This is a genomic window from Morganella sp. HSTU-ASny43 (assembly GCF_022819185.1).
Lineage (GTDB): Bacteria > Pseudomonadota > Gammaproteobacteria > Enterobacterales > Enterobacteriaceae > Morganella > Morganella morganii.
Window position 1 is genome coordinate 39,821 of sequence record NZ_WSPG01000021.1, and the last position, 24,760, is coordinate 64,580.

The window sequence follows — 24,760 nt, forward strand, 5'->3', positions numbered from 1 at the left end:
TAAATTTTCAATCATGAAGTTCGCTTTATAGCAGGCAAACTGAAGATAACCTGAACAGCGGCAATAACTAAGTTTTGACAATTATCGATACTATCAATTGATATCTTTTCAGTGGGATAACGTGAGTCCAGCGGTATGAGGTTACATTCAGTTGCACCCATGAAGATTTGCCTAAAAATAGCCGTCTTGTGTTCGATAATAGCAAGAATAAAATCACCATCTTTAATGGGCTTCTTGCTTGGGTCGAACACAACAATAGCCCCGGTGGGGAATGAAACCCCCTCTCGGCTTATGTCGTTCATTGCTGGGTCATTCTGGATTATGGCGAATGAATTGGCGGACACATCTCCACTGACTGCGATATAGTCATTAACACCTACTCTATATAGCTCGTTTTTTAGCCATGGAATCACATTATCTATTTCGATTAATGGGATGTGAGTAGCATCTCTATCAGCAGATTTATCCGACATACTGACAATTTTGACATCGCCTATGTCTATTGTATTGCTTGCCAACCATATGAAGCTTACATCGAGAGCTTTTGCTAACTTCATTAAGGTTCCTATTCTTGGTTTGGATTCACCAGCTTCATAAGCAGCTATTTGTCTTTGTGATATCCCAACTTTATTGGCTAACTCCTGCTGAGTTAAGTTCAGCCTTGATCTCTCAGAGAATAGACGTTGAGCAAAGCCATCTTCATTGTCACTCATATTTTCTCCTAAAACTTCATGCAGTAGCTTGACGCAATATTATTCATGAAGTAATATGAATTTGTTAGTTAATGATGTGAGGATACATGATGAATAAGAGCAAGACAATTAATCCAATGCAGCTGCGCATGCCAGATGAGTTAAAGGACTACATCTCGAAGTCAGCAGATAAATGTTTAAGGACTCTGCATAGTGAGGTTTTGTATAGGCTAATGTTGCTGAGGGAAATGGAGGAGAAAGGTGAAGTCAGAATCCAATAAAAACAAAACCCCAATGGCTGCAACCATCGGGGCTTCAAATCAAGTTAACCTAACCACAGGAAATAACTCTATGTCTAATTTAGCAGTTGCGAACCAAAATGTCACTATGTCAAGTATTGACTTTCTTAACGAGATCATTAATCCAGCCCGTATTTCTGCCGGAGAAACGGAAGTTGAAAATAGACATTTCATTGCTCGCATTGAGGATGAGATTGATGATATCGGGGTCGCGGAAAATTTTTACGTGACCACTTCTCAGGGCGCAAAACGCAAGGTAAAAGGGTATTCGCTTAATATGGAGCAAATGACTCTTGTTGGAATGCGTGAATCTAAGGCGGTGCGCCGGGCTGTTCTGGAAAAATTGAAGGAACTGCAAAAGCCAGCAATCGACCCAATGACCGCGCTTAATGATCCGTCATTCCTGCGTAGCACTTTGCTGACCTACACCGAGAAAGTTATTGAGCTTGAATCTCAGGTTGAAGAAATGAAGCCTGATGTTGAAGCCCTGACACGCATTGCCAAATCCCAAGGGTCTATGTGCGTGACGGATGCAGCCAAGCAGTTGCAGGTTAAGCCTAAGTCTCTTTTTGACATCATGAGCCAGCTCAAATGGATTTACCGCCGCCTTGGTACTCCGTGGATTGGTTATCAGGACAAAATCCAGCAGGGACTTATTGAGCACAAAGTAACGGTGATCACTAAGCCGGATGGTGAGGATAAATCTATCCCGCAGGTTCGTGTCACTCCGAAAGGGCTTTCTAAACTGGCAAAACTGTTAACTCAGGGGGCGGCGGCATGAGCGTATCAATTTCAACAATCAACGTACCTTTCCACGGTGACAGCCTTTATGTTGTCAATTACAACGGCCAGCCATATGTTCCGATGAAGCCTATCGTTGAAGGTATGGGGATGGATTGGGCTTCACAATTTACTAAGTTAAAACAGCGATTTAAATCAACCATTGCGGAAATCACAATGGTTGCCGAAGATGGCAAATCACGCAACATGTTATGTATTGCACTGCGTAAATTATCTGGCTGGCTCCACACCATCAGCCCGAACAAAGTTAAACCTGAAATCCGCGACAAGGTAACCCGCTATCAGGAAGAGTGTGACGATGTTCTGTATGAGTACTGGACTACCGGCGAAGTGAAGAAAAAGCCAAACTTCCGCCAGTCCACGGCGAAAGAACTCATTCCGTTACGCCAGACAGCCGAGCGCCTTATCGCTCACGGTGTCGGCAATATCTACCCGGATATCTGGAAGCACGTTCACGCTGAGTTCGGTGTGCAGCACATCAACGAATTGCTGCCGGAGCAAATTCCGCTGGCGATATCGTATCTGGATGCGCTTGAAGGCGAGTACATTCCGAAGCAGGGCACACTGCTGGAACCTGTCGGCATCACCTTTACCGAAGATGAAGCGCTGGCATTGGTCACAATGTGCAATGCTGCTAATTTTGCACAACAGGAAGCAAAAGCAATGTATCCTGCATTTGTTGAGTTTGGTAGTCGATTCACTGGCAGCATCTACGACATTGCACACTCAAACGGAATCTTTGTCAGAAACGGAACAAAAGTCCTGATGGACAAACTTTCCGGATTGCGCTTGTCAGGCAAGGCATGGACGGGAGCATTAAATCGACTCACCATGAACGCATAACACCCACAGGCCACGGACGGCCTTCAATTTAACCACCCAATATATTCCACTAACTATTATATCTTCCAATGGGAGAGGATAACTGATGCCTACTATACCAACACAAAATGCAGTACCGAGTGAAGCACCGCGCGACCTGAAATTTAATTCAGGCAAAATTGACGAGTTCGTGACATCACTGGAACACGAATACAAAGACCGGTTTGGTCGCTGCCACATGACCATTGAAGGCATGCGCTGGATATTCGATCAGCTCATGGAGCGCTTCAAAGTCGATATGAACCAGGCGATTATCGCCGCCGGTTATATCCCTATGGACAGCTTCCAGCAGGGTGCTGAAATTACAAAGCGCAATGAAATTCTGCGTGACGAAACCACTGGCGAATATTACCGCTGGGATGGCGATTTGCCGAAATCAGTTCCTGTCGGATCAACACCTGAATCTGCCGGGGGAGTTGGCGCGGGAAAATGGGTTGGTGTTGGTGATGCAAGCCTCAGAACAGAGATCGTTAATTCTGGCGACAAACTCGTAGGTTCATCGTTTGGTAATACTGTGTACGCTGATTACAGCCGCCTCACTATTGCGCGAAAAGCGTCATTTGCTGACGGTGGCATTCTTAATTCAGACAAAGAGGCTGCGCTTGCCGGTGATGGATTTTTCTATGTCTACAAAGGCGCATACCCTGTAACCATCACACCGGGTTCGTCACCGGATAGCAACTGGCTCTGCTGCGGCCTGCTGAATGGCTATCCGCTACATAATTTCAAAAACTTCAAAGGCCAAAACAGTGATACCGATGCCCTGACAAAATGCATTGATTTTAATAATTTTGTTCATATTGACGAAAACACTGAAATTTATATTGAGCCGATTGTCTTAACAAAAAGCATGACAATCAGAATCGATGGTGTTGTTTATGCAGATCGTAACTGCCCTGATTTATGTGTTCTGATATCAGCGACAGGAGTTGATGATATTACCATTGAAGGGCATGGTCGGATTGATGGTAATGAAAAAGAGGTAACTTCATCAAAGATGCGCCTTATCCACTTAACCGGTGGGGGTAACCGTCATCGTGTTTATGGAATTACGCTGGGTAATAACTATATCTCCGAAGCAGATTACACCGGTTATGCCGAGAGTACTCTCTGGATAGATGGTGGCGTTGAACATGAAGTTAGAGGGGTAAGGCTTGTTGATTATGGTCTTGAGGGTATATCGGTATGTGCTGAGCGGAGCGTAATAGCAGATATTATCAGCACAAGCTCATGGGGGAAGACTGGAGGAACTAGATGTTTAAATTACTCAACGCTTCATACTCTCGGTGCTAATTTTATCGTAACTAACATATCTTCATATAATACTGGTGCCAGCGCTATTGGTATTGATAGTACTGATAGTGTGGTGACAGATATTAATGTTGATACAGTCAGGTGGTCTAATGGTGTTGGGCTTGGTCATCCAGGAAAGCCAGCAAGCAGGACTATCGTCAGCAATTGCGTAATAAAAAACGTAATGCAACCACCGGGCTCGAATAGAGCTGGTGTTGGTGTGAGCGAATCTACTGATGTGCAACTGAATAATATCAGCGTGGTTAATTCAACGGTTCAGGGAGTTAACATATCCGCATTTGCTGACAGGGTTTCTGTGACGAATTTATATGCGGAAAATTGCGATACCGCTTTATCCATGTTTCGTGCAAATGTGTCTATCACTGGTATGAGTGTAAAAGCATGCAAAAATGGAATATCAAAGCAAAATGCAGATGATAAGTTGATACTTAGTAATGTCGACCTTACGGGCGCTGATACAAAAATATTGGGTTCTGAAGATAACATTAGTGGTGTAAATGTTACGTTTGACTCATCATTTCCTCGTCAAGGAGTAGCTAAAATTAGCAATGAAACACTTCCAGTGAAAATAACAAATCCAAATATTCGTCCGTGGTCAACAATCAGCATAACTCCGACCAGTGCAAATTCCGCGTCATCACTTCCTTACATCACTGCCATTCAGTACGGTATACTGCAGATCGGTGCCGTCAATAGCCCTGTTCATTACGCAGGGATTAAGTGGTATGTTTCATAAGTAAATTTATCCCCTCTCGTTATAGGGAGGGGAATTTAGTGTATAATAACAGAGACTTAGTTTTGGTTATGGTGGTAACGCAATGATATCACGGAGAAGTTTTATTTTTGGTAGTGCATCTGCGTTGATTGTTGGTGCCTCAATGTTGGGATATAAATTTTTAGATAAAAAAGGCCGTGGCCTATATATCTATAAATGGGGTGCTAAGTCTGGCGGTAACGATTGGTGTTTTGTCAGAACTCCTGAAAATTATACGGAGTATGGGAAAAAACATGAGTTTGTTGTGTTAAATCACGGTAATGGGTGGGTGATGAATGGAACTGAGGCTACCGCAAATTTCAGTGGGAGTACACAGTTTGGTGTTGATCAACAAAATAATGGTGCTTATTTAAATAAGAAACGTGCCGATTATGTTGAGTTTAGCAGCCCACTTATAGAGAAGCTCTTGAATAATGGTTACGTTGTCTGTGGAGCTCAAAATGACAATGGAATGCCCGATGGGTCTAGCGCAGGATGGGGGGCGGACATTGTAAGAAATAATATTAAAGATTTTGTTTCCCATATAAAAAATAATTTTAATGTTACCGAATATTGTCATATGGTCGGTGCTTCAAATGGCGGCTTGGCTACATTGAATGCGGCGATGATCATGCCTGAAAAAAGTATAAAAAGTATTACATTGATGTACCCTGTAACAAACTTGTATGCAGCATGGAAGTACTCACATCGTGAATCTGTGGAGGCTGCTTATGGAATTACTCCAAATAGCTTTTATAGCTTTTTAAAGAAAACTTCAGGACATGACCCTATGTCGGCTTTTACTTCATATAGAGTAAATGACAAAGAGTTAAATAAAACATCTGCCATTGAGTACACTTCTGATATTGGGTTAAATAAAATTATAGTAAAAGGAAAGTTGTATTCTGAGCCTGAGTTTGAAACTGATAGGATATCAGTAATAAAAATGTCTACATTCACTTGGCCTAAGATATTGTGCTATTACAGTATGCAAGATAGAACATTAGATATGGACATGCACTGGATACCATTTCGTTCGCTATTGCAAAATGGCGGGCATAAATACAAGGATATTAGGGTGACTGGTGATCATGGTGGATGGATGAATCATGATGATACTGATACCATTTTGGCATGGATGTCATAATAGGTAAAAGTAAGAAGGGCGGAAAATCACCACCCTTCTTATATATTATTGTATTACACAATCTGTCTGATTACCTTTATTCGTGATGCAATATAGCAAATTACAAAACAAGATACGAAGGTAACGCCAACTGCTATAGGTATCCATATAATAGCTGGGTCATGTGTAGCTCTGACATTTAACTTGTAAGCTACTTCTTTAATCATCATTGATTGCAAACAATAAATACCTAATGCGCATGATGAAAATGCAGATAAACACGAAGCAATAAAACTTGATTTTATATTTGTGTTTATAGTGACATAAAATAAAGAAAATGCAGATAAGACAACTAATGACGATAAGTAACTATAAAATACACCATTAAATTTGCCTGATGAATATGAGTATGTTTTCGTTAAATAAAATGTAAGGTAAGAGCAAGTAATAAATATTACCAGCCCAATAATCTCAGAATAGAATTTTCTGTATGGAAGGTCATATATTAGTTTCCCGGCAAAAATATATCCAATATATCCAGCCAAAGAATTTAAACCAAATAATGATGCGCTAATACCAGACACGCCAGTGTTGTTAAGTGTAGGGAATAAAGACGAACCTATAAACCAAATAGCTAAGAACAACACTCTCTCAGATAATGTTGATTTAAAATAAATCATGGATAAAAACGGCACAAGAAGATAAAGGCCTATTATTGCGTATAGGTACCAAAGATGAACCGATATTGGTGAATTAAACAGACTGGCGATTGTTCTTGGTTGCTCATACCCATAGAACATTGGATACACATAGTATATTGCACTCCAAATAATTACTGGGGGAATCACTCTATAATAACGTTTTTTTATAAAATTTATAAAGCTGGTATTCTCTCTTATGAGTAAAGCACCTGAAACCATAAAAAATAAAGGTACGCATATTCTTGATATGGAGTTATAAAAATTCGACACACCCCACTTGCTTGATGTTATATCATCAATGTTAGTTGCTGAAACATGGACGACAATAACCATTATGCAAGCAATTAGCTTTATTAAATTTAGCGCAACGCTTCTTTGATTCTTCATGTGATACTTCATATTCCTTTTATGGTAGCATGAGAATATGGCTCAATACGCCGTTAATTCGTTTGTTATTGTTACACTTAAGCCAAGTTTACCAGTTTAGTGCTGGTTGGTCAGCATGAATGACATCATTCCTTCTCATACTCGAACCCACGCGGAAACCTTTTCCCGATCTCCCTGTAATGTTCCAGTCTCTCTCTGAAGTACGGGCGCAAATGCTCGGGCTGCTGGTTTTCTGTTTCGTACAGATCATACGGCAGTCCGAGTCTTTCTTTGTACGCGATACCGGATGCGGCTAAATCGGCATTAATTTTGTCTTTTTCGTCTTGGGGCAGGTTGGCGATATTGTGCATGTTGGTTTCGGAGTGGTGGGTGATGATGGGAGTATAGCAGGGGGATGGGATATTGGGACGAGTTTGGGACGCGGAACATTTTGCATGCTTGCGTATCAGCAGGTAACTTTATGCATCTTGGTACGTGAGAGCGAGAAAAGATGCGGTGTAACGTGTTGTATTTTAATAAATCTTCGGTTTCGTAATGAAAAGGTCACCAGTTCGAATCCGGTATCCGGCACCATTACTTATCAAAGAGTTAGCGATTATACCCGAAGCCCCGCTGAAACAGCGGGGCTTTCTGGTATCAGGGCCGGATAACCGTCAGCGGGACAGACTGTGCAACCAGCCGGTGTCCTTGATTATTAAGATGAAGGTGATCCCCTGAATCATAGTCCGTACTGAGCTGCTGAGGACTGACCGGGTCGTGTACCAGCCGGTCGCTGTCAATAACAGCATCAAACTCGCCGCTTGTGCGCATCCAGTGGTTTATATCCTGCCGTACAGCCTCTTTTTCCGGTGAATAAAAACCGGTCATACCATACTCACCGGTTCCGCGTAGTGGTACCAGGGTGACGACGGTCATACGGATATTTTTTCCCCGCGCCATGGTCAGCAATTGCCGGAATCCCGTAATCACATCCGCTGCCGAAGGCACAGAACCCGCCGGGTCCAAATCGGTTCCCGCCAGGCCGATATCATTTAATCCGACCTGCACGATACAGGCGGTAACACCGGGTTGCATCAGCACATCACGCTCAAACCGCGATAATGTACTGATGCCGATGCCGTCTTTCAGCAGGCGCGAACCTGATTGTCCGGCATTCACCACGGCAATGTTTTCGTCAATAAAACGTTCTGCCAGATAATCAGTCCAGCGGCCATAGGTGTCCATGTCCACGCCGTTGCCGTCAACCATTGAATCGCCGATCACCACGAGTGTGCGGGCTTCTGATTCCGGCTGAATCAGCACGCTTTCAAGTAAAAGACGGGAACTGACAGCCTCGCCGTTTCCGGCCTCTTCCTGTCGCGTCCGGTTACCCGGTTCCAGTAAAGAGAAACGACGGGCATCCCAGTGGAAGGTATTAAGTGGTACCGGCTCCGGCAGGAAGGTCCTCAGCGTGAGCTCCGATAATGACGGAACATGCAGTGCAATTTCATCACTGCACAGGGTATCACCGGCAGGGATCACCGCACCCTGCTGTCCGCCAAAGGTGACCGGTATTGCACGGTACTGGCCGGGAACGGAGAGATAACTTTCACCTGTCACCAGTGGCTGTGTGCCGTAGCGGTTGGAAAACACCAGCTGCAGTTTCTGCCCGCCTGTGCTGATACGCAATGACTGCCGGAGTGTCTGATTGCCGGTGATGGCCGGCATATCCGGCGGAAACGGCAATGCTTCACCGGATGCGGGCTGGGAGGCGGAAAGCCATGTGCAGATCGGGCGGACGGAAGAGGACATCAGAGATTCTCCTGCAGACAGAAACAGATTCAGTGTGTGGCCGGTGAGGCGGTCATGAGATCAAACATGTGCATGGCAATCTCTGTCATGGCCAGCAGGCGGTCACGGCTGACACCATCCCGAGCCTGGACAGAAATTCCGTGCAGCAGTGTTGCCACATAGTCCCCGAGTGCCTGTGTATCCGTATGTTCCGGTAAATCACCGGACTCAGCCCCCCGGCGCAGACGCTGTATGATCCCGCTTGTCCGTTCCCGGCGGTGGTCTGCCAGCCAGTGCATAATGGCTTCATTATCAGCAGAATAATTGGTCAGTGACAGCACCACCATACAGCCGTGCGGCCGGTCATCCCGGGTGTAGGTATCAACGGCACCGGTAAGCAGCTTTTTGATAGCACTGCGGGTATCCGGCTCTTTCAGCGCCGCATCCGCAAATGCACCTTCTTCCGCCAGATAAAGGGCTATCGCCTCCCGGAACAGATTTTCTTTCGACCCGAAGGCCGCATAGATCCGGGCGGATGCAATACCCAGCGCCGCAACCAGATCAGACATGGATGTACCTTCATAACCGCGCTGCCAGAACACCTGTTCAGCCTTGCGTAATGCAACTTCGCGATCAAATTCCCGTGGTCTGCCGGCCATCATATTTTCTCCGTATAGTTTATCTGAGGCAAATGCTACCAGTTCTTTATCGTTTAACAAAGAATTATTTTTTAGTGATTGACAAAGATTTGGATATCTCGTTAACCTATTAATTGTCGATCGACAAATAATTGAATTTCGTTGCAGGCAACATCCGTTTTGACGGGCTGCTGCGGAGACTTTTTAACTTATGACTTATACGGAACAGGTATGAATACATTATTCGGTAAGGTATTACTGGCAGCGGTAATGACTTTCGCAATCCACAATAATGTGCTTGCGGAGAATACACCGAAACCGCCGGTAACAGCACAGGTGAATGAGGCGGATTTTCAGCATCACTATACGGATGTGGCGGGGCAGCGGATACATTATGTGACGGCGGGAAAAGGCGAACCGGTGTTGCTGATCCCCGGCTGGCCGCAGACCTGGTACACATGGCGTTATGTGATGACAGGGCTGGCAGCACAGGGATATATGGCGATAGCGGTGGATCCGCCGGGAACCGGTTTTTCTGCCCGGCCGGACAGTGGCTATGATACCGGTGCGGTGGCCACAACGTTACATACCATGATGAATCAGCTGGGTTATAAAACCTATTCGGTAGTTGGTCATGATATCGGGATGTGGGTCGGTTATGCGCTGGCCGGTGACTATCCGGCAGATATTAAAAAAATCGTCCTGACCGAGGCTGTTATTCCGGGTCTGGCACCGGCTCCGGGTATTTTTGTTGATCCGGAGGAGAATATTTTCCTCTGGCACTTTATGTTTAATCAGGTTCAGGATTTACCGGAAACGCTGACCGCCGGTAAAGAGCGGGAGTATCTGAATTTTATTTTTGACCACTGGGCGTACCGCCGTGACCGCGTTGCCGCACAGACGTATATCGATGCCTATTCCTCTCCGGGCGGACTGCGTGCCGGGTTTGCCTATTACCGGGCTATTCCGCAGACCATCGCGCAGAATAAGCGGCGGGCAGAGAAAAAACTGACTATGCCGGTTCTGGCCATCGGTGCCGATCACGCGACCCGTGATGCCCCGCAGCTGACAATGCAGGGCAGGGTGGTGAATTTGCAGGGCGCGATACTCAGTGAATGCGGTCATTTTGTGACGGAAGAGTGTCCTGAACAACTGATGGATGTAGTACTGCCGTTTTTACGCCAATAAAAACACCGGGATCTGATACGAGCCTCCTTTACGGAGGCTTTATTTTTTGCTGGTACTTTTATTCAGGATTGATATTGTTTGTTGCCGGAAAACAGCCGGATTAAATGATAAGTCAAATATGGCGGGATAACGTCATCATTAAATCAGCGGATATACTGAACAATGAAAAAAATAACGATAATTTCTGCATTGGTTGCAGCGTCACTATTACTGGGTGCCTGTGATAAAACAAAAGCAGCGGATACCGGACAAAGTGAGCGTTATGCAGCTCCTTTCGGTCTTACCTGGGGAATGACGGAAGAGGCGTTGGTACCACGGCTCGGTAGTCCGTCTGAAACGGATAACAGTGAATATGTCTGCCCGCTGACTAAAGTGACGTCCAAAACATTTTCCGGCGGATTAAATGAAGCGGGTGAGTACGAATTCCGCTTCTTACCACAGTACGGACAGCCGGATTTCAGCGGGCTGGTCGGTATTGGTTATTTTTATTCCACAGATGATGAAGCGGCATATCAGACACTGCTGAAAGAATTACAGCACAATCTTGAAGCGGAATATGGGAAACCCTCAATACTGGAAAGCAAAAAAGCAGACGAAGAACATTTTATTTATAAATCCGAAGAAAACGAAATCAGTTTATTTGTCATGATGCGTAACGCCCGTTTTTATATTTCACTGGATTACAGTTATTTTCCCAAAGAACATCAGGTCTCCCTGAAAAATAATATACAAAAAATAAAAGAGACCTGCATTAAGCAGCGGGGGGAGTAAGATATCAATAAGTACAGAAAACCACCGCTCATCCGGTGGTTTTCTGTTTGCGGAATAAAACAGATTAGTGACAGTTTTCTCAGAATAGCGTGTTCCGGTGGCATATACTGGTCATCAGGGAAAATAGTTACCGGGATGGAATGCCGGATGAATAAACGAATTTTCAGAGAATTGTTTCAACCGGACAGATCTTCTGTTCTCACGGGCTGATCCTATTTTATTGCCAATATCTGACTAAAAAAGAATTGTCTGCCTGAATGGTCCCCCTGTACCGGAGAGATGAATGTCCGTTTATTTTGTGATTTCTGTACTGATTATTTTTCTGATTATCCTGCTGATTATATTAATGATTACCAACAAAATTGTGATCAGCCGGAAGAAAATAGTTTATCTGTCACTGATTGCGCTGTTTTTTGCATTTTTTATTAAAAGTGCGGTGGTGGAAAAAAATGAACAGATAAAAACTCAGGTTCTTGAGATGGTACCGACACTAAAAGCCATCAATCAGGTTGATCCCGTTATGTCCGGGGCCTTTTTTGCCGATTTCAGAAATGCGGGTAAGGGTTCGAAAAAACGGGAAGAGTATTATATGCGCCTGCAGCAGTGGGCCACCGAAAATATTAAAAAACTGCTTTATCTCGCGGGGGATGACGCGGTGATTAATTACGGGAAAATGCGGCTGGAATTTTTGCAGAAAGCACTGGCGCAGGATACCTCCGGTGACTTCTGCTTTCGTGTACTGCATCCGGAAGTATCAGGCCCGCCGGATATGAAAAAGGCTTCAGCCGGGTACCGTGACTTTATTATCGGTAACAGAGCGTTGCTGGATCTGGTGAATTCAGCCGGTGAAGGGGCTCCGGTTGCACATTATTCTGCGGATGAAATTCAGTCATTATTTTCGGCACAAATACAGGGGTCGGTGGATAAATACGGCGATAGTTTCCTGACGGATGATCCGTATGTACTGGCGGAAGACAAGCTGCAAACCTGTCAGATGGAAATTGATTTAATGGCGGATGTGCTGAGAGCACCGCCCCGTGAATCCGCAGAACTGATCCGCTATGTGTTTGCGGATGACTGGCCGGAATAAATAAAGCCGGGCTTAATACAGATTAAGCCCGTATCGGGTATTATTACTGAATACCAGACAGCTTACGGAGGACGGAATGTTACCCATTGAGACAACCAGACTGCCTTCTGATTATTAATATTTTTCACTATTAATCAGAAGGAATAACCATGAATTTTACCCGGATTGACCTGAATACCTGGAATCGCAGGGAACATTTTGCCCTTTATCGTCAGCAGATTAAATGCGGATTCAGCCTGACCACCAAACTCGATATTACCGCTTCGCGTACCGCACTGACGGAAACCGGTTATAAGTTTTATCCGCTGATGATTTACCTGATCTCCCGGGCTGTTAATCAGTTTCCGGAGTTCCGGATGGCAATGAAAGACAATGAACTGATTTACTGGGATCAGTCAGACCCGGTTTTTACTGTCTTTCATAAAGAAACCGAAACATTCTCCGTACTGTCCTGCCGTTATTTTCCGGATCTCAGCGAGTTTATGGCAGGTTATAATGCGGTAACAGCAGAACATCAGCATGATACCGGATTGTTTCCGCAGGGAAATTTACCGGAGAATCACCTGAATATATCATCATTACCCTGGGTAAGTTTTGACGGATTTAATCTGAATATCACCGGAAATGATGATTACTTTGCCCCGGTTTTTACGATGGCAAAGTTTCAGCAGGAAGGTGACCGCGTACTATTACCTGTTTCTGTACAGGTTCATCATGCAGTCTGTGATGGTTTTCATGCAGCAAGGTTTATTAATACACTTCAGATGATGTGTGACAACATACTGAAATAAGTTAATTAATTCTGTATTTAAGCCACCGTATCCGGCAGGAATGGTGGTTTTTTTTATATTTTAACCGTAATCTGTAATTTCATTTCAGAATGGTTCAGGATCACTGTACGATAATGCCCCCGCAGTTTGGTAATACCCTTAATAAAAAAGAAACAGCAAATACTAACAGCAATAATAATAAAATAAGCAGTAACAATAATATTAATAACACCAGATATAATAATAATAGTATTTAAGACACAAGAAAGACTGCTGCGACAGTCATTTGGAACAACACCAAAATGCCGTAAAGGTAGTAGTAACAACACCAGTGAAAACATCACGACAGCATAGCGATATGCCTGAGTGTGTTTAATTAAACAATAAATAAACCGCCATATATAACAGAAGATAGTATTCTGAATGGCATGCTTTTCTGTTCAGTATAAACATATCATCCCGGTTGGTATAAGGATGATATATAATAAGTTAAGCTGAACACGTATTTATTTTGGTTTTATTTTACAAATAAAGTAAGACGATCCGTTAAGTCAAAGCGGGGTATATTTATTATACCCCGCTTTTTTATTTGTCCGCCGGACGCGGGTAATGGATCAGATTATGCAGTGTCACAATGGTCTTACCGGGATTGGCGTAAGCGTGCGGGATATCCGCATAAAAGCGCAGGGATTCCCCGGCAGAAACGGTATGCCACTCATCCCCCAGCCGCAGTTGTAATGCACCTTCCAGCATAATGACATGTTCGATAACCCCGGGTTCATGAGGGCCGGATTCACTGAGCGCCCCCGGCAGCAGGTCAATCTTCAGTAAATCCGTTTTCAGTTCATCATCAAACGGGATCAGCGGTGTGACACGCATCCCGGAGCGGGTCTGTTCAAAGACCGGCAGTGTTGCAAACGAATGAAGCCCCGCCTGCACCTGCGGCTGTGCACCTTCCAGAAAAACAGAGAAAGCGACATTGAAGCCGGTGGCGATTTTCCACAGCGTGGATACCGTCGGGCTGGATTGGCCGCGTTCAATCTGGCCGAGCATGGCTTTGCTGACGCCGGTCAGTTGTGCTGCCTGGCTGAGGCTCAGCCCGCGTTCGGCACGCAGTTGTTTAAAGGTCTCTGCAACAGCGGGTGTGATATCGTGCATAAATTGTCATTATTCCGGGTAAATGTCATTGTCCGTTATAGCATCCGGTGATAGAGTCCGATCGTCTGCTATAACATCCGATGGTGTGTTCCTATGAGTAAGTTAACATTTTTTCGTGCCTTTTCTCCAGCAATGATGATGACAGGCCTGGTTGCGGTGCTGGTCGGCTATGCCAGTTCAGTGGCGATTATTCTGCAGGCGCTGGATGTGGCGGGGCTTGATGCCGCACAAACCGGCGGCTGGCTGATGATGCTGGGGATCGGGATGGGGGTGACAACGATCGGGTTGTCGCTCTGGTATAAAATGCCGGTGCTGACCGCCTGGTCTACGCCGGGGATCGCGCTGCTGGTAACCAGTTTGTCCGGCGTGACCATCAATGAAGCCGTCGGCGTGTTTATTTTTGCCTCCGGACTGATGTTTCTGTGCGGCGTGACCGGTATTTTTGCCCGGCTGATGAATTATATCCCGCGCGCACTGGCCTCGGCGATGCTGGCCGGTATTCTGCTGCGTTTCGGGCTGACGGCGTTCGGTGCGCTGAATACCAGCTTTGTGCTGTGTGCCGCGATGATAGCCGCGTATGTGGTGATGCGGCGGATTTTCCCGCTGTACGCCATTATTGCTGCCCTGATCACCGGTATCACCGTGACCGGACTGAGCGGCGATCTGCATTTTGTCCGGGCCGGCAATGTGTTTGCGCTGCCGGAATTTGTGATGCCGTCATTTACCCTGACGTCCCTGATCAGTGTCGGCATTCCGTTTTTTATTGTGTCGCTGGCCTCGCAGAATGCGCCGGGGATTGCGATTTTACAGGCTAACGGTTATCCGCCGCACACCTCTGTGCTGCTGAGCTGCTCGTCGCTGGCGGCTATCCTGCTGGCACCGTGGGGCGGGTTCAGTATCTGCATTGCGGCGATCACCGCCGCGATTTGCATGGCACCGGATGTGCACCCGGATCCGGCGCGGCGTTATACTGCAGCTGTCTGGGCGGGGATATTTTATCTGCTGGCGGGGATTTTCGGCGGCGCGGTTTTTATGCTGTTCAATGCCTTTCCGGCGGTTCTGATACAGATCCTGGCCGGGCTTGCTCTGCTGACCACGCTGATGAACAGCCTGCATCAGTCGCTGGCAGATGAAAAAGGGCGGGATGCGGCGATTATCTGTTTTCTGCTGACGGCATCGGGTATTACGCTGCTGGGTATCAGCTCAGCTTTCTGGGGATTGCTGGCGGGCATTGTGGTGCATCAGATTATGGCAATACGCAGGGGCTGAGTGTCAGGCTCCGGAATGTCTTAACATTCCGATAAGGTATATAACGGCTTATATTATAGAGTGGGGATAATAAATCCCGCCGATGCTTATACCATTCCGGAGACACCATGAGTTTACAGAATTACCGCGCGACAGAGCGCCATTTCTGGCGCAGTATCGCGCAGGATGTCATCACCGTAAGTGATCGTGCAGAATGCTATCTGACACCGCTGCCGGTGCCTGTCTTTAACTATATCTATCTGCAGGCCGGTGCGGATAGTAATGAGTTCTCACTGGCACAGCAACCTTTCATGCCACATCACAAACCTCATTGCCTGGTGGCAGAGAAATCCGCGGCAGAAACACTGCACCCGCAGATTATGGCGGCGGGTTATGAGGCGGACGGTGAAACCAGTGCTATGCATCTGTCTGTTGATGAGTGGCTGCCGTCCTCTGTTCTTCCGGCCGGATGTGAGATCCGTGAGGTAAATGAGCAGCTTTCGTTGTGGGCGGAGCCGCTGGAAGCCGCTTTTCCGGCGGGAGAGAATGACGGGGAAGATGCTCCGGATTTTAGTATCGTCAGTGACTATATCAGCTATCATCAGCGGGCAATGGCAAACGGTGCTGAGCTGTACCATGCTGTTCTGTTGTGTCAGGGGAAACCGGTCAGCTGCATCACGCTGTCGTTGTCAGAATACGGCGCGCGGATTGATGATCTCGGAACTGTTCCTGCATATCAGGGCAACGGCTATGCCACACTGTTGCTGGATTATGCACTGATACTGTGCCGGAAGCGGTGTATCGGGGATTGTTATCTGGAAGCGTCGTCCGAAGGGTTGAGTCTGTATCAGAAGCTCGGTTTCCGCACATTGTTTAATTATCTGTTTTATGTGAAGGGATGAAGAATGCGTAAGGCTGCCGTCTGTGCACTGCTGGGTTGTCTGCTGATGGCGCCTGCAATGGCATCAGAAACACAAAATACCGGGGAAGAGACTGTCCGGACAGAAAACCTTGCCCGTCAGGATGGCAGTGCTGTTCATTACTACCTGCTGCACCGGCAGGCGGAACCCACCCGCAAATTGCTGGTGCTGATTCAGGGCTCTGATTGTAACAGTGCTAAAAACAACCGTTTTATGGTGGATACTTTCGGTGGCGCGTTCCCGGACCATGACATTCTGCTGGTGGAGAAATACGGTATTACCGATGCGCTGCCTTTTAATGACCGCGATGGTGAGCGGGCAGACTGCCCGGCGGAAACCATGTTCAATGATTCTCTGTCGGTGCGGGTCAGCGACTATGCTGCGGTGCTCGACCGTCTGAAAGGGGAGTATGACACCGTGCTGCTGCTGGGCGGCAGTGAAGGGGCGACTGTTGCTGAACACACTGCGCTGGCATCACCGGCGGTTGACGCAGTGGTGGCTGTTAATGGCGGAGGGCGCTTTTTCCTGGATGATGTCACGGACAGCTTCCGCAATAGTCCTCAGCCACTTGAGGAGTCTCAGTTAGCCGGTTTTCTGGCATTTACTGATGCGGTAAAACGCAATGAGGTGGAGAACGATATGCTGGTCAGCCAGCACGGGATGCGCTGGTGGCGCGAATTTCTGGCGGCGGATGCGCAGCAGGTACTGAACGGGCAGACAAAACCGGTGCTGGTTATTCAGACGTTGAATGATACCAATGTCAGTGTCACATCGTTTAAGCAGATGCAGAAAGCGGTGGAGAACCCGGTGGTGACATTCAGAACCTTTGATAATCTGGATCACTATTTTAAAGATACAGACGGAAACCGGCATACCGCGCAGATCCTCGCGGTTATCCGTGACTGGTACACCCGGCAGTGATTCTTTGCTGATTGCAGGAAAATAAAAAAACAAACGCCCGTTAAAACGGGCGTTCAGTCAGGCGCTGCCGCGTATCAGCGGACAACCAGAACCGAGGTATGGGCGTAGCGTACAACCGCTGCGGCGTTGGAGCCGAGCAGATAGGTGGACATATCCGGGCGGCGTGAGCTGATGACAATCAGGTCGCTTTCCAGAGTATCCGCCAGTTTCAGAATCTGATCTTTCGGTGAGCCGGAAACCACATGCAGTTCAAACTGCTCTGCAGGCAGATTAAAATCACTGACCATCTTCGCCAGTTGTTCTTTGGCGCTGTCCAGAATTTCATCTTTTTCCGGCAGAGTTGCGGCATAGGCAATACCGAAAGAGGCAAAGTGAGAGAATGACGGGATCACCGCTATAAAGTGAATTTTGGCATTTTCAAATTTGGCTAATGTCTGAATCGTCGGGATCACCTCGCGGGTCAGCCCGGTTTCGGAAATATCGATTGGAACTATAATCGTTTTATACATACATACCTCGCAATCTGAAAGCCGGCAAATAAGTTACTAGTAATAGTAACCTGCGTAATGAGCACTATACGTGAAAACGATCAAAATTCACAAATAAACCCCTTAACGGGGCTTAATTGTGTGATGTGGTGACTAACTGAAAATAAAACGGTCGGATTTATCATCCAGAACCTGTTTCAGCAGTGCACTCAGTGTACCGGCAGGGCAGTCCGGATAAGGCTGCCATTTGTTGTTATCCACATAAAAAAGCTGCCAGTTATCATCAGCTTCTGACCAGGTCAGTCTGGCAATTTGTTTTTCAATGGTTTGCGGGGTGCCGCACGGGCAGACGAGTTGTTTCTGATAAATCAGTATGTTGTTATTGTCCGTACGGTACTGAACATCGAACTCATCGGGGATATGACCATTCGGATACAGGCGCTCAGTGAACAGGCGCATGTTCTGCTTTATTTGCTGTGTCTGAACTGAATTAAATTCCATAGCATTACCATTTTGTGACGAACGAAAATGAAAACTTCCCGTTTATCCCGCCCGTGGTTCCGGCGGATCCGGCCGTATCAGGCAGTGCGTAATCTGCGTAAATTGCGGACCGTCACGGGAGATCATGTTAGCGCATTTCACTGAGGTGAGAAATACTTTTCCGGTAATTTCCGGACAACAGGCAGGGGATAATACAACAGAATTAATCAATCAAAGGAAAACGGACGAAAAAAAACGGCTTCCGCAGAAACCGTTTTTCAGTGTACAGACTGTGATGCAGAAGCCGTTATTTTTTGATTTTGATGACAACGGTTTCGCCGACAGTGACAGGGCCGGTCATTTTGGTCATCTCTTTGATTTCATCCATATTGGAGATAACCACCGGGGTCAGGGTGGATTTGGCTTTCTCTTCGAGAAGCGCCAGATCGAATTCAAGTACCAGGTCGCCTTTTTGTACGCGCTGGCCTTCTTCCGCAATACGTTTGAAGCCTTCACCTTTCAGTTCGACAGTGTCGATCCCGAAGTGAACAAACAGTTCAATTCCGCTGTCCGATTCAATGGAGAACGCGTGATTAGTTTCAAAAATTTTACCGATTGTACCGTCAACAGGGGCAACGATTTTATTCCCTGCCGGTTTGATGGCAATACCATCGCCGACAATTTTTTCAGCGAAAACAACGTCAGGCACGTCTTCGATATTCACAATCTCACCGGACAGCGGCGCCACGATGTCAATCGTGCCGCTGTCTTTCTTATCATCCGAAACCAGCGACTTCAGTTTGTCAAACAGACCCATGAATACTCTCCTAAATGTTGATACGGGACCGGGCGTGAATTTGGCTTTCTCAGCACAGGGTTTTTTCTTTGGTGAAGGTTTCCACCAGTGCCATCAGTTCTGTTGCCGTCGGCTGAGCGAGTGCCTGTTCAGCCAGTGCTTTCGCATCTTCATAATGCGTATTGCGGATCAGTTTCTTGATACGCGGGATAGCAATAGAACTCATACTAAATTCATCTAAACCCATGCCCAGCAACAATAAAGTTGCACGTTCATCACCCGCCAGCTCACCACACATTCCGGTCCATTTCCCTTCCGCGTGGGAAGCGTCAATGACTTGTTTGATAAGGTTCAGCACCGCAGGAGACATCGGGTTGTAGAGATGGGAAATCAGCTCATTTCCGCGATCCACAGCCAGAGTATACTGCGTCAGGTCGTTGGTTCCAATACTGAAAAAATCGACTTCTTTTGCAATGTGACGTGCATTAACTGCTGCCGCCGGGGTTTCCACCATGATACCAACTTCAATAGTTTCATCAAAAGGTTTCTGTTCATCCCGCAACTGCTGTTTCATTTCGTCCACTATCTTATTGAGTTCGCGGACTTCTTCGACGGAAATCACCATCGGGAACATGATACGCAGCTTTCCGAAAACTGAGGCACGTAAAATCGCGCGCAGCTGGGTGTCGAGAATTTCACGGCGATCCAGACAGATACGGATGGCACGCCAGCCGAGGAACGGGTTTTCCTCTTTCGGCAGATTCATATAAGGCAGGTCTTTGTCACCGCCGATGTCCATGGTGCGGACAATAATGGCTTCATCCGGCATTGCCTGAGCGACTTCTTTATAAGCGCGGAACTGTTCTTCTTCCGTCGGCAGCGAGTCGCGATCCATAAACAGGAATTCGGTGCGGTATAAACCGACACCTTCCGCGCCGTTGCGTTCGGCACCCGGCATATCGCGCACGGTACCGATGTTGGCACAGACTTCCACCTGGTGACCATCGAGGGTGACAGCAGGCAGATCTTTGAGTTTTGCCAGTTCGGCTTTTTCCGCCAGATAGTCATCGCGCACTTCTTTCATGCGCTCAATGTCTTCTTCTGACGGATTGAGATAAATGGTGTTGTTGACCGCATCCAGGATCAGGTAATCATCACTTTTGATATTTTCAGTGGCATTCCCGGTACCGACCACGGCAGGGATTTCCAGAGAGCGGGCCATGATGGAAGTGTGGGAGGTCCGGCCGCCGATATCGGTGATAAAACCCAGCACTTTTTTCAGGTTCAGCTGTGCGGTTTCGGACGGTGTCAGGTCTTTGGAAACCAGAATCACTTCCTCAGCGATGGCGCTGAGGTCGATAATCGGCATGCCGAGAATATTTTTCAGCAGACGGTTACCGATGTCGCGGACATCGGCCGCGCGTTCTTTCAGATACTCATCATCCAGACCTTCCAGGGCGGTGGCCTGTTCTTCAATCACCTGGTGTACCGCGTAATCAGCGGTTTTTTTGCTTTTGATGATGTCGGTGATTTCATTTTCAAGCTCCTCGTCTTCGAGCAGCATGATATGACCTTCAAAAATTTCGGCTTTTTCCGCACCGAGATTTTTTTCAGCGGTTTCTTTGATGGCATTCAGCTGTGCGGACGCTTTGGCGCGGCCTTCAGTGAAACGCCGGATTTCAGCATCAATCTGCTCAGCAGAAATCGACTTCTGGCTGATAATGATAGGTTCTTCTTTGAGTAACAACGCTTTACCAAAAGCGATACCCGGTGAAACAGAGATTCCTGAAACCATAATAATACCTTTGAGTTTACTGGGGGACGTACAGCAGCGGGCTGCGTGAGCGTACCCGGAAACGGACTATCCCCGGCATGAGACGGTGGCCGGGGATCCTGACAGGTGAGGGCGGAAGGAGATTACTCCAGTTCACCCATCAGTTTGACGAGGTGCTCTACTGCTTTCTGCTCATCTTCACCTTCTGCGGCGATAGTCACCACGGTGCCCTGTGTCAGACCCAGAGTCTGTAACTTGAACAGACTTTTGGCGCTGGCGCTTTTGCCGCCGGAAGTCAGGGTGATGTCAGAAGCGAAAGTTTTGGCTTCTTTGACAAACTGAGCCGCAGGACGGGTGTGCAGACCGTTAGGTGCAGTAATGGTGACTTCTTGCTGATACATAGCGTTACCTCATGTTTGGAATTTTTTATCGGCGGTTAATATTAAGACATATAACAGTAATCATAGCCGGAGCAAGTAAAATAGCACAACCCGAAGATTCGACATACGTATTTGGTGTCATTATTTTGAGCTGTGAAATAATTACTTTTTTAATACTAAACAACCGCACAAAAATCATCCCGCAGAGTGTCAAACTTTGATCCGTTGCACAAAAAAAGCACCCTTTGCGGGTGCTTTCGAGGTCAGGCAGGGCGGGGACTGAATCCGTTCAGTTGATCAGTTTTCACTGATATCGGCGAACAGCGCAGTACTCAGATAACGTTCACCGGAAGACGGCAGGATCACCACGATATTTTTGCCCTTGAATTTATCTTCTTTCGCGAGACGTTCCGCAGCAATTACCGCCGCACCGGATGAAATACCGGCGAGAATACCTTCGCGCTCCATCAGTTTACGGGCGGTGGCGAAAGCATCTTCGTTGCTGACCAGCTCGACGCGGTCAATCAGGCTCAGATCCAGGTTACCCGGGATAAAACCGGCACCGATACCCTGAATTTTGTGCGGGCCCGGTTTGATCTCTTCCCCGGCCAGTGCCTGGGTGATGACAGGGGAGCCTTCCGGCTCGACGGCCACGATAGTGACGTCTTTTTTCCCTTTGATGTTTTTCAGGTAACGGGCGATACCGGTGATGGTGCCGCCGGTACCGACACCGGCAACCACAACATCCACATTGCCGTCAGTGTCTTCCCAGATTTCCGGACCGGTGGTTTTTTCATGGATCGCCGGGTTGGCCGGGTTGCTGAACTGCTGTAACACAATATAGCGGGACGGATCAGACGCGCTGATTTCATCGGCTTTTTCAATCGCGCCTTTCATGCCTTTCGCGCCTTCGGTCAGTACCAGGTTGGCACCCAGGGCTTTCAGCAGTTTGCGGCGTTCGATACTCATGGTATCCGGCATGGTCAGGGTGAGTTTGTAACCACGGGCGGCAGCAACATACGCCAGTGCAATCCCGGTGTTACCGCTGGTCGGCTCGACCAGTTCCACACCCGGTTTCAGGATACCGCGCTTTTCCGCGTCCCAGATCATATTGGCGCCGATACGGCACTTGACGCTGAAACTCGGGTTACGGGATTCGACTTTCGCCAGGATATTGCCGTGACCGAAATGTTTGAGGCGCACCAGCGGTGTGTGACCAATGGTTAGCGAATTATCTTCATATATCTTACTCATCGGTTTTCCTTATAGGGTTATTCATAATCAGACTAAATATAAAACCACATTACCCGCTGACCGGCGGAAAGGAAATACATAATCGGCATATCCTTATAACCGGACAGACGATCAATAGCGAAAAAGTATAAGGAGCAGGAAAACGGCAGGGCAGTGTGATAACCGCCCTGCACGGAAGGGGGTTGCGGATCAGTCGCGGACAAACTGTGCGCGGTAGCGATCCACCCACAGCGCGGTGGCACCGCAGACCGCCGCAGGCATAATGAACAGGTTCACAAACGGGATCATGGTCAGCACACTGACCAGCGAACCGAACTGGAGATTGGTCATATTATCGCGGCGCAGTGTGCTTTTCATTTCCGGAAAACTGACCTTGTGGTTATCAAACGGGAAATCCCCGTACTGCACGGACATCATCCAGGCACCGAAAATAAACCAGAGTACCGGCGCGAGTGTCTGCCCGATCCCCGGAATGAAAAACAGGATCAGCAGAATAACGGCACGCGGGATGTAATAAAGCAGTTTGACCATCTCACGTTTCAGAATACGCGGGATATCATTTATCAGATCTGCCCAGCCCTGATCCGGTGCGGGACGCCCGGTGAGCTCCGCTTCCAGTTTCTCCGACAGCCAGCCGTTAAACGGCGAGGCGATGATATTGGCGATCGTGCTGAAAAAATAGCTGAAAATCAGCAGCACAGAAATCACCGCCACCGGCCAGATAAGATAATCCAGCCACTGCAGCCAGCCCGGTACTTTATCCATCAGCCAGGCTATCCACCCGCCGAACTGACTGAACAACCACCAGAGTGCACCGCCCATAACCACGATATTGGCCAGCAACGGCAGAATCACGAAGGCCCGGAGACCCGGACGCATCATCAGCCGCCATCCCTGTGCAACATATGCAAGGCCGCTGAGCGGCCTGACAGGATTTGTCATACTTCCTATTCACTCCTATGATTGGAAAACGTTATACTATCAGACTGAACTATTGATTTGTCCGGCCACAAATGAAATGTCAGGATGAAAAATCAGTCAAAAAGAGCAATTAAATGATCTTTATTGCAAGAAATTCGTGCAGGGACTTGAACTTAACATCATTGACAAATACTCTTGTAATCAAACGATAGTATTTTGCCATGGTGGCCTTTAATTTAAACAACAGAGATAGCACTGATGCAAGATTTGCGTCTGATATTAATCGTTGTGGGTGCGGTAGCAATCATCGCATTGTTACTTCACGGACTGTGGACGAGCCGTAAAGAGCGTTCTTCCCTGTTTCGCGCGCGCCCCATGAAGCGTCGTAAATACGAGTCGCAGGATGAAGCCGCTGATGATATGTCAGAGGCACACGGCTCCCGTCACTCTGCTGTATTACCGGAGGATCCGGCTCCGCAGGTCTCTCCGTATTCAGAAGCGCAGAATGAGCAGGATCCGTTATTATCTGCCGGCAGAATGTATCCGTCATCAGAGCCGGAAGAACCGCCTGTGATGCCGAAAGCCCAGAGCCCGCGCCGTCAGCCGGTAAAAGCACCGGAAACAGAGCCGCAAATCGGATTATTTGATGCCCTTGAGCAGGAAGCACAGGCACCGGCAGCTCCGGCTCCGGAGGTCATGACAACAGCCGCGGTGATCACTGCCGCTGAAACTGACATGCCTCACACAGAAGAGCCGGTAACTGAACCGGAACCGGTTCAGGAAGCGCCGCGCAGCAGTGCAGAGAACAATGAGATTGTGCTGGCACTGTTTGTGTCCGCCCATCCGGGACAGATGGTCGCAGGTGATATTCTGCGCACCGCTATCGAGCAGGCCGGGTTCCGTTTCGGGGCGATGAACATCTATCACCGCCATGTCGATCCGGCAGGCAGTGGTCCGGTGTTATTCAGTCTGGCCAATATGGTGAATCCGGGCACGTTTGTACCGGAGCAGATGGAAGAGATCGAAACCCCGGGCGTGGCCATGTTTATGATGGTGCCGTCTTACGGTGACGCAAACCAGAACTTCAAGCTGATGTTACAGGCTGCTCAGCGTATCGCCTCTGATGTCGGCGGCGTGGTTCTGGATGAGGAGCGCAAAATGCTGACACCGCAGAAAATCGAGGTGTACAAGGCGCGCATCCGCAAAGTTCTCGTCGCCAAACAGAACTGAGACACAC

Annotated in this window: 25 protein-coding genes; 12 read left to right on the forward strand and 13 right to left on the reverse strand. The window is 47.5% G+C overall.

The features are described from left to right. Nucleotides 1-11: 11 nt before the first annotated feature. Nucleotides 12-713 (reverse strand): helix-turn-helix domain-containing protein, encoded by a 702-nt coding sequence (locus GN208_RS12255; protein ID WP_243828407.1) that lies wholly within the window; start codon nucleotides 711-713, stop codon nucleotides 12-14. Between the two features lie 240 nt (nucleotides 714-953). On the opposite strand from GN208_RS12255, the gene GN208_RS12260 reads away from it, so the two are divergent. From GN208_RS12260 to GN208_RS12275, 4 genes are all read left to right on the forward strand, one after another. Next, nucleotides 954-1,772 carry a phage antirepressor KilAC domain-containing protein gene (locus tag GN208_RS12260; RefSeq protein WP_243828408.1) on the forward strand — a complete coding sequence of 273 codons (819 nt, stop codon included), beginning with the start codon at nucleotides 954-956 and terminating at the stop codon, nucleotides 1,770-1,772. Then, nucleotides 1,769-2,635 (forward strand): phage antirepressor N-terminal domain-containing protein, encoded by an 867-nt coding sequence (locus GN208_RS12265; protein ID WP_243828409.1) that lies wholly within the window; start codon nucleotides 1,769-1,771, stop codon nucleotides 2,633-2,635. Before GN208_RS12260 ends, GN208_RS12265 begins: the two co-directional genes overlap by 4 nt. Before the next feature lie 85 nt (nucleotides 2,636-2,720). Continuing rightward, complete coding sequence (locus GN208_RS12270) at nucleotides 2,721-4,724, forward strand: hypothetical protein (protein ID WP_243828410.1); 2,004 nt, start codon at nucleotides 2,721-2,723, stop codon at nucleotides 4,722-4,724. 82 nt (nucleotides 4,725-4,806) lie between these two features. After that, the gene (locus tag GN208_RS12275) at nucleotides 4,807-5,889 is read left to right on the forward strand and encodes a hypothetical protein (protein ID WP_126117336.1); all 1,083 of its coding nucleotides are present in this window, start codon (nucleotides 4,807-4,809) and stop codon (nucleotides 5,887-5,889) included. A 53-nt stretch (nucleotides 5,890-5,942) separates the two neighbouring features. On the opposite strand, the gene GN208_RS12280 is transcribed toward GN208_RS12275, so the two are convergent. The 4 genes from GN208_RS12280 to GN208_RS12295 form a co-directional block, all read right to left on the reverse strand. Next, nucleotides 5,943-6,956 carry an acyltransferase family protein gene (locus tag GN208_RS12280; RefSeq protein WP_164545834.1) on the reverse strand — a complete coding sequence of 338 codons (1,014 nt, stop codon included), beginning with the start codon at nucleotides 6,954-6,956 and terminating at the stop codon, nucleotides 5,943-5,945. A 125-nt stretch (nucleotides 6,957-7,081) separates the two neighbouring features. Next, entirely contained in the window at nucleotides 7,082-7,306 is a 225-nt protein-coding gene (locus GN208_RS12285) for a DNA polymerase III subunit theta (protein WP_015422866.1), read from the reverse strand. Between the two features lie 286 nt (nucleotides 7,307-7,592). Beyond that, nucleotides 7,593-8,747, reverse strand: coding sequence for an SGNH/GDSL hydrolase family protein (locus GN208_RS12290; RefSeq protein ID WP_004903987.1), 1,155 nt, complete (start codon nucleotides 8,745-8,747; stop codon nucleotides 7,593-7,595). Between the two features lie 29 nt (nucleotides 8,748-8,776). Further along, nucleotides 8,777-9,385, reverse strand: coding sequence for a TetR/AcrR family transcriptional regulator (locus GN208_RS12295; protein ID WP_036415943.1), 609 nt, complete (start codon nucleotides 9,383-9,385; stop codon nucleotides 8,777-8,779). 210 nt (nucleotides 9,386-9,595) lie between these two features. On the opposite strand from GN208_RS12295, the gene GN208_RS12300 reads away from it, so the two are divergent. The 4 genes from GN208_RS12300 to catA all read left to right on the forward strand — a co-directional run bounded on the left by GN208_RS12300 (nucleotide 9,596) and on the right by catA (nucleotide 13,204). After that, nucleotides 9,596-10,552 (forward strand): alpha/beta hydrolase, encoded by a 957-nt coding sequence (locus tag GN208_RS12300; RefSeq protein WP_004903989.1) that lies wholly within the window; start codon nucleotides 9,596-9,598, stop codon nucleotides 10,550-10,552. Between the two features lie 162 nt (nucleotides 10,553-10,714). Beyond that, nucleotides 10,715-11,323 (forward strand): hypothetical protein, encoded by a 609-nt coding sequence (locus GN208_RS12305; RefSeq protein ID WP_004903990.1) that lies wholly within the window; start codon nucleotides 10,715-10,717, stop codon nucleotides 11,321-11,323. A gap of 283 nt (nucleotides 11,324-11,606) precedes the next feature. Next, nucleotides 11,607-12,413 carry a hypothetical protein gene (locus tag GN208_RS12310; protein WP_004903991.1) on the forward strand — a complete coding sequence of 269 codons (807 nt, stop codon included), beginning with the start codon at nucleotides 11,607-11,609 and terminating at the stop codon, nucleotides 12,411-12,413. Nucleotides 12,414-12,562: 149 nt separating this feature from the next. Then, nucleotides 12,563-13,204 (forward strand): type A chloramphenicol O-acetyltransferase, encoded by a 642-nt coding sequence (gene catA, locus GN208_RS12315; RefSeq protein WP_004903992.1) that lies wholly within the window; start codon nucleotides 12,563-12,565, stop codon nucleotides 13,202-13,204. Nucleotides 13,205-13,768: 564 nt separating this feature from the next. On the opposite strand, the gene GN208_RS12320 is transcribed toward catA, so the two are convergent. Beyond that, nucleotides 13,769-14,341 carry an XRE family transcriptional regulator gene (locus tag GN208_RS12320; RefSeq protein WP_004903993.1) on the reverse strand — a complete coding sequence of 191 codons (573 nt, stop codon included), beginning with the start codon at nucleotides 14,339-14,341 and terminating at the stop codon, nucleotides 13,769-13,771. A gap of 93 nt (nucleotides 14,342-14,434) precedes the next feature. Between GN208_RS12320 and GN208_RS12325 the strand changes: the two genes are divergently transcribed. The 3 genes from GN208_RS12325 (at nucleotide 14,435) to GN208_RS12335 (ending at nucleotide 17,430) form a co-directional block, all read left to right on the forward strand. Further along, nucleotides 14,435-15,610: a benzoate/H(+) symporter BenE family transporter gene (locus GN208_RS12325; RefSeq protein WP_004240243.1), complete on the forward strand. Its 1,176-nt coding sequence runs from the start codon at nucleotides 14,435-14,437 to the stop codon at nucleotides 15,608-15,610. Nucleotides 15,611-15,717: 107 nt separating this feature from the next. Beyond that, complete coding sequence (locus tag GN208_RS12330; RefSeq protein WP_004903996.1) at nucleotides 15,718-16,491, forward strand: GNAT family N-acetyltransferase; 774 nt, start codon at nucleotides 15,718-15,720, stop codon at nucleotides 16,489-16,491. A gap of 3 nt (nucleotides 16,492-16,494) precedes the next feature. Continuing rightward, nucleotides 16,495-17,430 (forward strand): alpha/beta hydrolase, encoded by a 936-nt coding sequence (locus GN208_RS12335; RefSeq protein ID WP_004903997.1) that lies wholly within the window; start codon nucleotides 16,495-16,497, stop codon nucleotides 17,428-17,430. Between the two features lie 74 nt (nucleotides 17,431-17,504). Here the strand turns inward: GN208_RS12335 and uspF are convergent, their stop codons facing one another. The 7 genes from uspF to cysZ all read right to left on the reverse strand — a co-directional run bounded on the left by uspF (nucleotide 17,505) and on the right by cysZ (nucleotide 23,544). Then, the gene (gene uspF, locus GN208_RS12340) at nucleotides 17,505-17,939 is read right to left on the reverse strand and encodes a universal stress protein UspF (protein WP_004240247.1); all 435 of its coding nucleotides are present in this window, start codon (nucleotides 17,937-17,939) and stop codon (nucleotides 17,505-17,507) included. A gap of 132 nt (nucleotides 17,940-18,071) precedes the next feature. After that, nucleotides 18,072-18,419 carry a DUF3024 domain-containing protein gene (locus GN208_RS12345; protein WP_004240248.1) on the reverse strand — a complete coding sequence of 116 codons (348 nt, stop codon included), beginning with the start codon at nucleotides 18,417-18,419 and terminating at the stop codon, nucleotides 18,072-18,074. Between the two features lie 286 nt (nucleotides 18,420-18,705). Further along, nucleotides 18,706-19,215: a PTS glucose transporter subunit IIA gene (gene crr, locus GN208_RS12350; protein WP_004240252.1), complete on the reverse strand. Its 510-nt coding sequence runs from the start codon at nucleotides 19,213-19,215 to the stop codon at nucleotides 18,706-18,708. A gap of 49 nt (nucleotides 19,216-19,264) precedes the next feature. Further along, a complete protein-coding gene (gene ptsI, locus GN208_RS12355) occupies nucleotides 19,265-20,989 on the reverse strand; it encodes a phosphoenolpyruvate-protein phosphotransferase PtsI (RefSeq protein ID WP_004240253.1) in 1,725 nt (574 codons plus the stop codon). A gap of 122 nt (nucleotides 20,990-21,111) precedes the next feature. Beyond that, nucleotides 21,112-21,369 carry a phosphocarrier protein Hpr gene (gene ptsH, locus GN208_RS12360; protein WP_004240254.1) on the reverse strand — a complete coding sequence of 86 codons (258 nt, stop codon included), beginning with the start codon at nucleotides 21,367-21,369 and terminating at the stop codon, nucleotides 21,112-21,114. A gap of 276 nt (nucleotides 21,370-21,645) precedes the next feature. Continuing rightward, on the reverse strand, nucleotides 21,646-22,602 hold the full coding sequence (cysK, locus tag GN208_RS12365; protein ID WP_004240255.1) for a cysteine synthase A: 957 nt from the start codon (nucleotides 22,600-22,602) through the stop codon (nucleotides 21,646-21,648). Between the two features lie 189 nt (nucleotides 22,603-22,791). After that, nucleotides 22,792-23,544 carry a sulfate transporter CysZ gene (cysZ, locus tag GN208_RS12370; RefSeq protein WP_243828411.1) on the reverse strand — a complete coding sequence of 251 codons (753 nt, stop codon included), beginning with the start codon at nucleotides 23,542-23,544 and terminating at the stop codon, nucleotides 22,792-22,794. Between the two features lie 234 nt (nucleotides 23,545-23,778). On the opposite strand from cysZ, the gene zipA reads away from it, so the two are divergent. Next, complete coding sequence (gene zipA / locus GN208_RS12375; protein ID WP_036415376.1) at nucleotides 23,779-24,753, forward strand: cell division protein ZipA; 975 nt, start codon at nucleotides 23,779-23,781, stop codon at nucleotides 24,751-24,753. Nucleotides 24,754-24,760: the final 7 nt, after the last annotated feature.